The organism is Rhodococcus sp. NPDC056516, assembly GCF_042794655.1.
In the GTDB taxonomy this organism is placed as follows: Bacteria; Actinomycetota; Actinomycetes; order Mycobacteriales; family Mycobacteriaceae; genus Rhodococcus_F.
The window spans coordinates 68,336-82,228 of record NZ_JBHTTG010000002.1 but is presented as its reverse complement, the minus strand read 5'-3'; the positions used below and the strand labels follow the sequence as shown (position 1 = coordinate 82,228).

Sequence of the window (13,893 nt, the reverse complement as noted above, 5' to 3'; positions counted from 1 at the left end):
ATTCCGCGGCCTTCGAGAGTCCTGACGGCTTTGCCGTCGACAGCAGCGACCGCCTCGAGGGCGACATCCCTGTCCTACGTGATCCCATCCTCGTTGCAGCTTTCGAGGGCTGGAACGACGCCGGTGACGCGGCCAGTGGTGCGGTCGAACATCTCGAGCTGATCTGGGATGCCCAGCCGCTCGCCGAACTCGATTCCGAGGACTACTACGACTATCAGGTCAACCGTCCCACGGTCCGTCAGGTCGACGGAGTCACCCGCGAAATCGTCTGGCCTGCAACACGTTTGTCGGTCTGTTCGCCCCCTGGCAGCGAGAGCGACATCGTCCTGCTGCGCGGGATCGAACCCAACATGCGGTGGCGCAGCTTCTGCGAGGATCTGCTCGAGTTGATCGACCAGCTGAACGTCAAGACCGTGGTCATTCTTGGTGCACTGCTTGCAGACACTCCGCACACACGCCCGGTCCCGGTCACGGGCACGGCGTACAGCAGTGAATCCGCCGCCCGGTTCAATCTGGAACAGACCCGCTACGAAGGACCGACAGGCATTACCGGAGTCCTTCAGGACGAGTGCGTTCGTGCTGGTGTACCCGCTATTTCGTTCTGGGCAGCGGTTCCGCACTACGTGTCGCAGCCACCCAACCCGAAGGCCACAGTGGCCCTCCTTCAACGCGTCGAGGATGTCCTCGACATCGAGGTCCCCCTCGGGGAGCTCCCAGCTCAGTCGGAGGACTGGGAGGAAGCGGTCAACGAAATGACCGCGGACGACGAGGAAATCGGCGAATACGTGCGCACCCTGGAAGAACGGGGCGACGCTGAAACCGACATCAGCGAAGCCATCTCCAAGATCGACGGCGACGCCATCGCCGCGGAATTCGAGCGCTACCTCAGACGGCGAGGCCCCGGCAGCTTCGGACTGTGAGCAAGAACACTCCAGAGGAAGAAGGCGGAAGTACACAGCGCCCCTTGCGCCTCCGACTTCAACTGATCGCGCTGTACGCCGGCGGGTTCCTCGGCCCGTTCGGCGGCGGTGTGGTTGCTTCGATCCTCCCCGAGATCGGTGACGATCTCGGGGTCGGGCCGTCGGCGGCCGCCTCCTCGCTCACCGCGTACCTGCTCCCCTTCGCCGCACTGATGTTGGTGTCCGGGACACTCGGGACACGGTGGGGCAAAGTCCGGACCGTGCGGATCGCATACGGGGTCTACGTCTTCGCGTCGTTGGCGTGCTTCCTCGCCCCGACTCTCGAGGTCTTCCTGGCCGCCCGGGTACTGCAGGGCTCGGCGAACGCATTCACCACACCGCTACTTCTTGCTTCGTTGGCGGCCGCAACACCGCAGGCCCGACTGGGCCGAGCGCTCGGAGCCTTCGGCGCTTTCCAGGCTGCTGGGCAGTCGTCAGCTCCGTTGATCGGCGGCCTCGCGGCCGAATTCGACTGGCGTCTGGCCTTTCTCGTCATTGCTGTGGTCGCAGGCATCCTGGGAGCCGTCGGGCTCCCGAAGTCCGAAGCGCCGACGGCAACTACTCCCGCACGCCTACGCGATGCACTGCGCCCCGAAGTGCTCCGGATCGGCATCGCTGCACTGCTCGGCTGGGGCGCCCTCGGTGGGCTGAGCTTCCTGCTTGCCTTCCGCTTCGAAGACGAGTTCGGACTGTCCCCCACTGTCCGCGGCCTACTGCTCACCGTTTTCGGTGTGGCCGGCATCCTCTCGGCCCGACGCATCGGAATCCTCATCGATCGCATCGGCGCACGGTCCTCCGTGATGATCGGCGCCCTGGGCGGTGCAGTTCTGGTGTCCGTCGTCGGCCTCGCCGGCTTGGTGCCGGTGATCGCGATCGCATGGTTTGTCGCAGGCGTCGCGAGCCAGTTCGTCCTGGTAGGCGTCAACGCTGCGGTACTCGGCTCCGAGGGGCCCAACCGCGGCGGCGCCGTGTCGGTCGTGCAAGCGATGCGCTTCGGCGGCGCTGCCCTTGCTCCCCTGGCCCTGACACCGATCTACGACTCTTCGCCTGCCGCGAGCTTCCTGATCCCCGCGATACTGCTCGCCGTCGTCGCTCCCCTGGTGATGCCGAAGCAACGCTGATCGGTCTTGGCTGGTTTCGGACATTTTGTGGTGCGAACGCCGAGGTGTTTGAGGAAAGGGACCGCCGTTGTCTTGAGACCGACCGGTTGAGCTATATTCGCAAAATCTCGTGTTTCCGTCAGCGACAGATATTGATACCATTGGAACATGAGCGAATCTGAGTCGGAACCGGAACGGCCGATCGACATTTTTCGGCGATCGGTTGCCGTCATCGAAGAAAATTTGCCTCCTACCTGGTCTTTGTCGACTCAGCGCTCCCCCGACCTGTCCGAGGCGCCGCTCCGCCTCGACCTCCGCTCCCCTGACGGCGCGGTGGCCAAATTCGGCGTGTACGCCGCTCACGGTGTCCTGAGCAGCGACGTTCCCGGTATTGCCGACCGCTTCCCCACCGGTCAATCGGGCTTCGTGTGCGCAAAATATCTGTCCGAGCCGGTCCGCCGGCAGCTCGATTCCCACGCGATCTCGTACGCAGATGCCACGGGCAACGTGTCGTTGACCGCAGATCGACCCGCCGTCTGGGTTCGCGGACGCGGAGCAGATGCCGATCCGTGGCGGGGGCCCGGACGTCCTTCCGGACAGCTGACGGGCGATCCGTCAGCTCGCGTCGTGCGTGCGCTTGCCGATTTCGCGGCGCCACTGGCGATCACTGCCTTGGTGCGCCTGGCCGGTGCGTCGACGGGAGCAACCTATCGGGTGGTTCAGACACTTTCGGATCGCGAACTGGTGACGCGTCTCCCCCGCGGCGGAATTGGCGACGTCCGCTGGCCGAAGATGCTTCGTGAATGGGCGGCTGAGGCCGGGGCCAAAGCACCAACGCCTCACGGCTTTCACGCGCCGGACGGGTTGGAAGCACTCTTCGACCAACTGCGTCAGCTCAGCGGTCACATCTATGCCGGTACCGCCTCGGTGGCCGCGGCGCCCTTTGCTCGGTACGCCCCCACCCAACGCGCGCACTTCCATGCCGACAACGTCGACCAGTTCGCCGACGCTCTCGGCCTTCGACGTGTGGAATCCGGCGGTGACGTGTGGATCACCGCTCCCCTCTCACCGTCCGCATTCGATCGATTACTCACTCGCGACGGCATCCGCATCGTCGCGCCGAGCCAGGCGTTCGCTGATCTTCTGGTCGGCCCGGACTCCGACGAAGCGGCAGCCGAGCACCTGCTCACGTGGATGATCGAGAACGAATCACAGTGGCGACGCGCCGCATCCCCTGCTACGGATCGCCCGTAGGAAAAAGAGGGGGCGTCTCTCGCCTACCCTGTCATGGTGGAAGAAACGAGTGCGCCCGATTACGCCGCGTACGCCGACACCAATCGACTGAAGCTGTTTTCGTTCACGATCGCGGAAAAACGGGCCGAGTACCTCTGGGTGCTTCGTGCCTTCGACCATGCTCGGGCCAACTACACCGTGCTGCTGCATGCCGGAACCGTCGCGCACATCCTCGAGAAGATCGGCGGCTCGGATCCGGCCGCCGACCTGTCGGCAGCAGAGGTCACTCCCCTGTTGGATCAGCTCCACGTGTGGGAGATCCTCGAGCGCAGCTACGACGGCACCCGTGCAGCGACGCTGGCCGAGTACCGGAATCGCCACTTCGTCTACCAGTTCGGTCAGGCCGGATACCAGGTCTATCGATCAGTCGAAGACGTTCTTGCCGCACGCCTGGACTCGGCGTCGCTCTCTCGTCTCGCTCTGGCGGACCTGCTCGCAGACATGTCCGAACTCGCGGAAGCCAACCGAAGCTCCGACGGCGATCTGATCTTCCGCAAGCTCAAGCGCCTCGACTCGACGCTCTCCGACATGGCCGATCGAGCCGCGCACTTCTATCTGACACTCGGCGACTTGGTGCGGACCACGGAGATCACTCCGCAGGCTTTCCTCACGCACAAGGACGCTCTGCTCACGCACATGCGCGAGTTCAGCTCCGATCTGGCGCGCTACGCCCCGAAGCTCAAGGAAGCGATCGAGCACGTCGAATCCACCGGTGTCGATCGCATGATCCGCCTCGCCGCCGCCAGTGACGAGCGGGTGTTCGTCCCGATCGCCGAACGCGAAGACGACTGGGCTGCGCGTTGGCGAGGATTGACCGCCTGGTTCGTCTCCGCGGAATCGGGGATCAGCGAATCCGAACGCCTGCGTGAAGGCACGATGAGTGCGATCGCCGCAGTTCTGGCGCTCCTTCGCCGCGTCACGGAGACCCGTCGCGGCGGCGTCAGCCGTGAGAGCCAACTCAGGCACCTCGCCGGATGGTTTGCCGCCACCCCGTCCGAAGACGCAGCGCACGCTCTGTTTCAAGCTGTCTTCGATCTCGGCCGACCCCGCCACTTGTCGATGGTGCATCCGGACGCCGACATCATTTCGCACTCGCGTTCGTGGTGGGAGGCACCGCCGGTGGAGATCGCGCGGACACTCGCCGAAACCGGCCGGCCGCCCTCACCCGGGCTGCCGAGCAAGGTTGCCCGCAACGACGGCAGCATCCGCCGACTGCGCGAAGAGCAGTTGGCGGCGCAACGTACCCGCAGCGCCGCCGCGCAATCTCTCGCGTCGAACGGCGTCTATCAACGCGAACTCAACGAGCAGGAGACCGAAGTTTTGCTGAGTCTGCTCAATGCAGCACTGACCGCGCGCGTTCCGGTGGTGGGACGCGTCAAGAGTTCCACCGGTAGCGAGAACGGGGTGAAGCTCACGCTCAGTCCCTCGGACGGTTCGACCACCATCAAGACCGCCCGCGGACGTATGCATCTCGACGGTATCGAGGTCAGTGTTCGATGAGAGCTCGCGAGATCACGCCCCTTGCCCTCGATTCGTACCAACGAGCGGCGCGTGTGATTCTGTCCAATCACCTGATCACCTCGACGTACCCGGATCGAATTGCGTTGCCGCTCTTGCGCCGTTGGGCCACCGAGCTACGCGACGACTTGCTCGAACTGTTCGGATACCGCCTCGAGGTGACAGAGACCACCGCGCGCCTGTTCACGGTGTCGGATCGACTCAACCCGTCGGCACCGGCCAGAACTGCCTCCGAGCGAACTTTCGATCGCACGCGCTACGCCTATCTGGCGTTGTGCCTGGCCGCTCTGGGCCGCGCCGGAAACCAGATCACGTTGTCGGAGTTGGCCGATCACGTCGCGGCCGACGCCGCGCAGGTCGACGGCGTCGAACTGTCCACCGATCGTGCGTCGGACCGCGACGCCTTCGTCGATGCCGTCGGGTGGCTCGGCGTCCGGGGCGCCATCGCCCTCGCCGACGGTGACGCAAACGGCTGGGCGTCCAATCCCGAAGCGGGAGAAGCGCTCTACGACATCGATCGGTCCGTCGTCGTGGCCCTGTTCCGTCCGCCGCGCGCCCTGCAGCACCTGCACTCCATCCGAGGGCTGCTGGCGGCGGAGACCTCGAGCGCCTCCGAGGACGACGGAATTCCCGTGGACGCGAAAGAGATCGGGCGCCGAGTGCGTCGGGCTCTCGTCGAGCGCCCGGTCGTACTGGCCGGCGAACTCGATCAGCACGAGTTGATCGCGTTGGCGCAGCCCAAGACCGCGTCGGAAGTCGAACTCCTGACGGGGTTGGTGGCCGAGCGTCGCGCCGAGGGAATCGCGATGATCGATCCCACCGGTCGACTCTCCGACGTCCGCTTCCCGAGCACCGGGACGATCGCTCAGGTGGCACTTCTCCTGGCCGGCGAGATTTCCGACCGCGTACTCGACGTCGACGCTCCCGAACTGCCGAAACTTCCGATCCCGCACGTGTCGGACGATCACCTGATCGAACAACTCGATGCCGCCATCCCTGAGGCTGGAATCTTCGAGGACCTCGCCGACGAGGACGACGACTTCGTGCTGCCCGCCGGCGAACCGGCCGAGCCACCGGAACCCGTCACGTACCCGAAAATCGACGACGACTGGCTCGCCGACAAGGTCACCGAGTTGGTGGACCAGTTCGGGCGAACCTTCGCGGCACAGTGGCAGGCCGATCACAACGGACTGCGCAAGCAGGCGCTCGGGTTGTTGCAACGTCTACGACTGACGCACGTGGTCGACGGCGGAGTTCTGGTCTTGCCCGTGTTGGCCCGGTACCGCGACGTCGTGGTCTCCGTGCGCGAACGCGACCCTCAGATCGACTTCGCGGTGGACAACTCCGCACCGGATCCGGTCGACGAATTCGGCCCCGAACCTTCCCCCAACGGCGAACTATCAGAGGTAGAGAACGTATGAGCAACGCCCGCTTCCGACCTACTCGGGCTGGAATCATCAACCTCTGGGATTACCGAGACCAAGAGTTCTCGTTCGCCGACGGTCGACTGGTTCTGCGAGGACCCAACGGATCCGGCAAGACCAAGGCCCTCGAGGTCCTGTTCCCGTTCGTCTTCGACGGCCGCATCGAACCGCGGCGCCTCAACCCGTTCGCCGGTGAAGAGCGCACCATGAAGTCCAACCTGCTCTACCGCGGTCAGGACAGCGCGCACTCCTACGTGTGGATGGAGTTCTGCCGCGGCTCACTCGAAGATCCCGAGTCGGTGACCGTGGGAATCGGCATGCGTGCAACACGCACCAATGACAAGGTCACTCGCTGGTACTTCGTCGCCGACGGCCGCGTCGGGGTCGATTTCTCGCTGATCGGTAACGACGATCGTCCCCTGACCAGGAAGCAGTTGGCCGAACAACTCGGCAGCGATTCCATCACCGACCGTCCCCTCGACTACCGCACTGCCATCGACGCGCGGATGTTCGGTCTCGGTGTGCAGCGCTACGACCAGCTGATCAACCTCATTCTCACGCTTCGCCGCCCCCAGCTCGCGAAGAACCTTGACCCGAAGGGCCTTTCGCAGGCACTCACCGACGGTCTCCGTCCGCTCGACGACCAGCTGGTCCTCGAAGCTGCGCGTTCGTTCAGCGACATGGAGGAGGTCGGCCGGGCGCTCGAGGGGCTGGCGGCAGCCGATCAGGCGGCGCAGAGTTTCATCGGGGTCTACACCAAGTACCTGCGTCAACAGTCCCGCGGAGAGATCGAACAGGTCAGTACCCGCCTCGCAGCGGTCACCAGAGGTGTTGCCGCCATGGACGAGTCGTCGCTCGCCCAGACCCGCAGCCGTGAGGCGCGGGCAGCTGCCGAGGAGCGATTCAACCAGGCCGAGCAGGCACTCGAGAACGCGCGCGCCAATGTCGAAGCACTGCAACGCTCGAGCGCGTACGAAGGCAAGCAGCAGCTCGACGATCTCGCCCAGGCCGTCGCGACGCTGAAGCTCTCGACCGAGCAGCAGGCAGACAAGTCACGGAAAGCGCAGGCCGCACTCGCACAACGCGGCGACGAAGCCGACAAGGCCGCATCGTCGGTCAAGCGTGCGGCCGAAGCACTCTCGCGCGCCGAGGACGAACTGCAGGCAGCAGCCGAGGACGCCGGCATCGTCTGGACTCCCCTGCCCGACGGCTCACGCAGTGACCAGATCACGGCAGCCGTCCGTGGCCATGCCGAGGAACGTGACGGTGACGTACGCGTCGTCCGCACCGCACTGGCGACCGTCGAGAAGGCGGCGACCGAACGAACCCGGGCCGAAAACAGCTCTCGCCGTGGACAAGAGCTGCTCGAAGCGTCCAAGGCGGCTGTGCTCGAGGGCGAAGCTGCCGTGGAACTCGCACGCAGTCAGTGCGCGAGTGGGCTCCGCGCGTGGTGGACCGATCACTCCTCTCTGTTCTCGGCTGTCGGCGCCGACACGTCGCTGTTCGAGGCTCTCGACGCAGCGCTCGCCGAGGTCGGCGACGAGGACGCGCCGGCGCTGTCCGCAGTTCTCGCCGAGCACACCGAGGCCGGAACCGAGACGCTGCGCGAGCGTCGTCGCGAAGCAGAAGCGGAAATCTCGGCATCACACGCCTCCATCGCGGCTCTCAAATCCGAGCGCAAGGCCGTCTCGGCGGAACACGACGACGCTCCGCCTGCCTTCCACGCACGCACCGACAACCGCAGTGAACTGGGTGGTGCACCGCTGTGGCAGCTGGTGCGCTTCGCCGATTCCGTCGAACCAGACGTGGCCACGGGAATCGAATCCGCACTCCAGGCGGCAAATCTGCTGGACGGCTGGGTCTGCCCGGACGAGAAGATTCCCGATCACGTCAGCGAGCAATTCCTGACCGCTCTTCCTGTCAAGCAGCGCCCGAAGGGACGAACGCTGGCCGACGTCCTCGAGGTCGAAGGCAATGCCGACGTACCCGACGCTCGGGTACAGGACATTCTCGCGTCGATCAGTCTCGTCGAGGCACCGGGCGACTCCGATGCAAGCGTCGCCATCGGCGTCGACGGCCGCTTCTGGCAGGGCGTCGCACGTGGCCGGCACGTCAAGGCCGACGCCGAGTACATCGGTACGACAGCACGGGCGCGTCGACGCGAAGCTCGGATCACCGAGATCGACGCTGCCCTGGAAGAGCTTGCGGCGGCAGTCGATGCAGCCAAGGCACTGGTGGCGCAGACCAACGAGCAGCTGAGCCGGATCAACTCTGCGGCAAAGGAATTGCCGAAGACCGGTTCGATCCTGCGCGCACTCAAGACCGTCACCGAATCCGCCGGTGCTCTCCGCACTCGCTCGGAGGCCACCGAAACAGCGCAACGCGAACTCGACGCGGCGATCGCCGATCTCGCAGCGAAGGAAAAGCAACTCCGGGCGACGGCGTCGCAGCACCGGACGCCGCACGTCGGCCGTGAACTGGACTCGCTCGCCGCGGCGATCCGGCACTTCGAGAAGCAGGGCGAACTGGCGCTGCGCTGCCGGCGCGAGCACGCCAAGGAAGTCGAACTCGAGCGCGAGTCCCGTGACCGCCTCGACGAATCACGGGCCAATGCCGAGGAATTCGCCGAAGAAGCCGCCATCGCCGAGGAGAGTCTGCTCCAGCAGGTGCAGCGTCTCGAGACGCTCCGCGACACTCTCGGTGCCAGCGCCGAGCAGATCGATCTCGACCTGGCGAAAGCGCGCGCGAAGATCGAAGAATGCAAGGTCGAGCAGCGTGCTGCGCGAAAGGCATACGACGCTGCAGTCCTCCAGATCGGCACGGCAGAGGGTGCATACAACACCGCTGTCGAGACGTTGCGTCACACCCTGACCGAAACCCGCAGTGATGCAGAGCGACTCGCGCCCTACGCTCGTCCCGACCTGCTGGAATTGTTGGGCGTCAAGGAGCACCTGAGCTGGCCGGCCAGTTCGGCGGCGTGGATGAGTCCCGATCAGTTGGTCTACCGCATCCAGAACGAAGATCGCAGCGAGGACGCCGCCCACCCGCCTGTCCTCCCCGAAGACGTCGACAAGTTGTACCGAGCGCTCGAGGCTGCGACCTCGGCGGTCCGCGTCACCGACGGCGCCCGCAAGGCAACCCGCACGGCACTGACCTCGGCGCTGCAGGACTTCGACGCGCAACTCGCCGCCGCCGGACAGGACTACCGCCTGCAATGGGATGCACCGGACGGACTGACCGTCGTACGAGTGCAGGACGATCAGGGCTATTCGTCGATCGGTGAATTCGCAACGCGGATCCACGACGCTCGCGGCGATCAGGAGCAGTTGCTCACCGAATCCGAGCGTCGCATTCTCGAAGATGCCCTACTGACCGGATTGGCTCAGCAGATCCACGAGCGCACCGTCGACGCACGAGAGTTGATCGCACAGATGGGCACCGAGATGCGTGAGCGTCGCATGTCCTCGGGCAACACCATCGGCGTTCACTGGGTGCTGGCCGACAACCTCGACGACAGCTCGCGGGCGATCTCGAAACTGCTGGATCGAGATGCGTCGGCCCTCGGGGTTGACGAACTGGCGACTCTGCGAGCGCATTTCGCGACCCAGATCCGCACCGCCCGCGCCGCACACCCCGAACGCTCGTACCCGGAGATCCTGTCCTCGGCGCTCGACTACCGGCAGTGGCGTGTATTCTCGTTCACCCTCATCAGCGGTGAGGGCAAGGAAGACCGGCTGACCGTCGCGCGGCACAGCGCACTGTCCGGTGGCGAGCAGTCCGTGTCGCTGCACCTTCCGCTCTTCGCTGCGGCGCACGTCATGTTGGACTCGGCCGACCCGCACGCCCCACGGCTACTGGCGCTGGACGAGGCTTTCGCCGGCGTCGACGACAACGGTCGCAGCGAGCTTCTCGGCTTGAGCGTTCAGTTCGATCTGGATCTCTTCATGACCGGCTACGACCTGTGGATCACGTACGCGGACGTGCCCGGTTGTGCGCACTACGACCTCGCGCACTCCACCGCCGAACAAGCAGTCAGCGCCGCGCTGCTGGTGTGGTCCAACGGTGAGTTGCTCGCCGAGCACGACGGAACGGATCTGGCGCGGGCGCTGGGCTCGCCGCTGCGGCGCCGGGTTCCGACCCCAGCCGAGGGTGCGTTGGACTACGCCTAGAAACCACTGTGCGCCTTTATTAACCGCCCGCGGTTAATAAAGGCGCACAGCAGGACTTCAGCGAAGCGAAATACCCAGCAACGCATCCACGGCATCGGCGAACTCGCCGGGTGCCTGTGCGTCGGATCCGCCACCTTCGATTGCGCGGCGTGCCCAACCGTCGAGCGCGTCGAGAGCCTTCGGGGTGTCGAGGTCGTCGGCCAGGTGCTGACGCAACCGTGCGACGGTGTCGGTGACGGACTGTGCGGAACCGAGGGCCGCTGCCTCCCGCCACACCTGAAGACGCGACTGAGCATCCTCGAGGACCTGTTCGGTCCACGCGCGATCCTGGCGGTAGTGGCCGGAGAGCAGTCCGAGTCGGATTGCTGCGGGGTCCACGCCCTCGCCGCGCAACTTGGAGACGAAGACCAGGTTTCCGCGACTCTTCGACATCTTCTCGCCGTCGAGGCCGATCATGCCGGTATGCACGTAGTGCCGCGCGAAACGGCGATCGCCCGTCGCCGATTCGGCATGCGCAGCCGAGAACTCGTGGTGCGGGAAGATCAGGTCGCTGCCACCGCCCTGGACGTCGAAGCCGGAGCCGATGCGGTTGAGCGCAATGGCGGCGCATTCGATGTGCCAACCGGGGCGACCCGGCCCGAAGGGCGAGGGCCACGAGGGCTCGCCCGGACGCTCCGCACGCCAGACAAGTGCGTCGAGAGGATTGCGCTTTCCGACGCGATCGGGATCTCCGCCGCGTTCGGCAAAGAACTTCTCCATCGTCGCGCGGTCGTAGCCCGACTCGTAACCGAACTGCTCGGTCGCGTCGGCGCGGAAGTAGACGTCGGGGAACTCGGCGTCGTCGACGACGTAGGCGGCGCCGGACGCCACGAACTTCTCCACCAACTCGACTACTTCGTTCACCGACTCGACGGCGCCGATGTAGTCCTTCGGCGGTAGTACCCGCAACGCTTCCATGTCCTCACGGAAGAGTGCCGTCTCACGCATGCCGAGGACCATCCAGTCCTCGCCGTCGCGATTGGCCCGCTCGAACAGCGGGTCGTCCACGTCGGTCACGTTCTGGACGTAGTGGACGTCGTGTCCGGCGTCACGCCAGATGCGGTTCACGAGGTCGAACGTGAGGTACGTGGCCGCGTGACCGAGGTGGGTGGCGTCGTACGGGGTGATGCCGCAGACGTACATTGTCGCCTTCTTGCCCGGCGTGACGGGACGAACCTGACGGTCGGCTGTGTCGTACAGCCGCAACGGCGGCCCCTGACCGGGAACGGACGGGAGTGCGGTATCGGACCAAGACTGCATGCTGCCGAGCCTAGTGGAGGCTGCTCTGAGGCTGGGAAGGTGCTGGCTGATCCTGCTCCGGTTCGGGCGTCGACGCGAGCTTGCTCGGCCACCAGATCTTCTGACCGATGTCGTAGGTCAAGGCCGGTACCAGCAGAGATCGGACGATCAGCGCGTCGAGCAGGACGCCGAACGCCACGATGAACGCGATCTGCGCGAGGAACAACAGCGGGATCACCGCCAACGCCGAGAAGGTTGCTGCCAGAACAACTCCGGCAGAAGTGATCACCCCGCCGGTAACTGTGAGCCCCCGCAGAGCACCTGCGCGAGTGCCGATCTTCAGCGCTTCCTCCCGCACCCTCGTCATGAGGAAGATGTTGTAGTCGATTCCCAGCGCCACGAGGAACACGAATGCGAACAGCGGAACCACTGGATCCGCGCCGGGGAAGCCGAAGACGTGGTCGAACACCAGCGACGAAATGCCCAGTGTCGCAGCAAACGAGAGCACAACGGTGCCCATGAGGAGCAACGGCGCCAGAAGCGAACGCAGCAGGAGCGAAAGAATGACGAACACCACGATGATCACCACCGGAATGATGAGAGTCCGGTCCCGAGTCGACGTGGTCTTGGTGTCGAGATCGGTCGCTGTGACGCCGCCTACCAACGCATCGGCGCCGTCCACGGAGTGAACTGCATCACGCAACCGAACAATCGTGTCTTCGGCCTCGAGTGAGTCGGCGGCGTCGGTCAGCGTCGCCTGCAGGGAGACTCGTCCGTCGACAACCAACGGTGATCCCCCGTTCTGGACGACACTCACATCACTGACACCGTCGACGCGACTTGCTGCCGCGACTGCATCGACCTGGTCGGCATTGGCGATCACCACGGCCGGCGACCCTGAACCGGCGTCGAAGTGCTCACCGAGAATCTCCTGGCCTGCAACCGAATCGACGTCGAGCAAGAAGATGTCGGACGAAGAGACACCGCTGGCTTTGAACTGCGGCATCATCAGCGCGAAGACCACCAACACCAGCGTCGACGCCACCCAGAAGCGGCGCGGATGCCTACCGATTCGAGCAGCGAGCCCGGCCCAGAACCGGTGATCGTTCGCCTCGTCGTGGTGCTCGCGGTCGGCGTCGAACTTCGGCTTGGTCGGCCAGTAGGCAGTTCGCCCGAACAACACCAGCACTGCCGGTAGGAACGTCATCGACGCGAGGAAGGACGCGGCAATTCCGATGGCAGCCACCGGACCGAGTCCGCGGTTGGAGTTCAGGTCGGAGAGCAACAGGCACAGAACGCCCGCGATGACCGTTCCGGCGGACGCTGCGACGGGTTCGAGCGTCGCGCGCCACGCGGTACGCATCGCCGCGTACTTGTCCTTCTCGATCCGCAACTCTTCGCGGTAGCGCGAGACCAGGAGCAGCGCGTAGTCGGTGGCGGCGCCGAACACGAGGATGAACAAAATGCCCTGGCTCTGACCGTTCAAGGCGATGACGTCTGCGTCCGCGAGCAGATATACGAGCAAGCTCGACAAACCGAGGGCGAAGATCGCCGAGAAGATCACGACGAACGGCAGGATCGGGCTCCGGTAGACGACGATCAGAATCAAGATCACCACGGACCCGGCGACCAACAACAGCAATCCGTCGATGCCCGCGAATGCTGCCGAAAGATCCGCAACCTGCCCCGCGGGTCCGGTCACCTTGACCGTGAGTCCATCAGGGCTCGATTCCAGCGCCGTGCGCAGCGCTTTCACACTGTCCTTGACCTCGAGCGTGCTGTCGACCGGCAAAAACATTTGCAGTGCCTGGCCGTCGGCTGACGGGATCGGCGGCGATGACGCGTCCCCGAACCCCTCGGTACCGACGAATGAATCGACGGTCTGGGACAGGAAGGTGGAGTCCGAAGGCTCGAGTCCACCTGATCGTTCCGCCACGATGATGGCCGGCACGAAGCGTGTGTCCGTGAAGCTCTCTTGAAGCTTCGCGACCTCGGTGGCTTCGGCCGAGGCGGGCAGGAACGAGGTGTTGTCGTTCTGCTGCACCGTGCTGAGCTTTCCGGCGAACGGCCCCCCGAACCCTCCGATTGCCAGCCAGCCGATCACGAGGAGAGCTGGCACAATCCATCGAAGGCGACGAACAGGACGATTTTG

The 13,893-nt window shown here is 65.0% G+C and carries 8 protein-coding genes; 6 read left to right on the top strand and 2 right to left on the bottom strand.

Annotated features, from left to right (window positions below; genetic code table 11):
• Window positions 1-65 precede the first annotated feature (65 nt).
• The 6 genes from ACFQ6Y_RS05540 (at window position 66) to ACFQ6Y_RS05515 (ending at window position 10,463) form a co-directional block, all read left to right on the top strand.
• A complete protein-coding gene (locus ACFQ6Y_RS05540) occupies window positions 66-920 on the top strand; it encodes a PAC2 family protein (protein ID WP_223257810.1) in 855 nt (284 codons plus the stop codon).
• Window positions 917-2,080, top strand: coding sequence for an MFS transporter (locus ACFQ6Y_RS05535; protein WP_378630008.1), 1,164 nt, complete (start codon window positions 917-919; stop codon window positions 2,078-2,080). Before ACFQ6Y_RS05540 ends, ACFQ6Y_RS05535 begins: the two co-directional genes overlap by 4 nt.
• A gap of 147 nt (window positions 2,081-2,227) precedes the next feature.
• On the top strand, window positions 2,228-3,313 hold the full coding sequence (locus ACFQ6Y_RS05530; protein ID WP_230815679.1) for a hypothetical protein: 1,086 nt from the start codon (window positions 2,228-2,230) through the stop codon (window positions 3,311-3,313).
• 33 nt (window positions 3,314-3,346) lie between these two features.
• Entirely contained in the window at window positions 3,347-4,852 is a 1,506-nt protein-coding gene (locus tag ACFQ6Y_RS05525) for a TIGR02677 family protein (protein WP_230815680.1), read from the top strand.
• Window positions 4,849-6,291, top strand: coding sequence for a TIGR02678 family protein (locus ACFQ6Y_RS05520; RefSeq protein WP_378630005.1), 1,443 nt, complete (start codon window positions 4,849-4,851; stop codon window positions 6,289-6,291). Before ACFQ6Y_RS05525 ends, ACFQ6Y_RS05520 begins: the two co-directional genes overlap by 4 nt.
• The gene (locus ACFQ6Y_RS05515; RefSeq protein WP_378630002.1) at window positions 6,288-10,463 is read left to right on the top strand and encodes a TIGR02680 family protein; all 4,176 of its coding nucleotides are present in this window, start codon (window positions 6,288-6,290) and stop codon (window positions 10,461-10,463) included. The genes ACFQ6Y_RS05520 and ACFQ6Y_RS05515 overlap by 4 nt, the downstream gene beginning before the upstream one ends.
• A 57-nt stretch (window positions 10,464-10,520) precedes the next feature.
• Here ACFQ6Y_RS05515 and mshC read toward each other — a convergent pair whose 3' ends face one another.
• Both mshC and ACFQ6Y_RS05505 read right to left on the bottom strand, forming a co-directional pair.
• Window positions 10,521-11,762 (bottom strand): cysteine--1-D-myo-inosityl 2-amino-2-deoxy-alpha-D-glucopyranoside ligase, encoded by a 1,242-nt coding sequence (mshC, locus tag ACFQ6Y_RS05510; RefSeq protein ID WP_378532915.1) that lies wholly within the window; start codon window positions 11,760-11,762, stop codon window positions 10,521-10,523.
• A gap of 10 nt (window positions 11,763-11,772) precedes the next feature.
• Window positions 11,773-13,860: an MMPL family transporter gene (locus tag ACFQ6Y_RS05505; protein WP_378630000.1), complete on the bottom strand. Its 2,088-nt coding sequence runs from the start codon at window positions 13,858-13,860 to the stop codon at window positions 11,773-11,775.
• Between the last annotated feature and the right edge of the window lie 33 nt (window positions 13,861-13,893).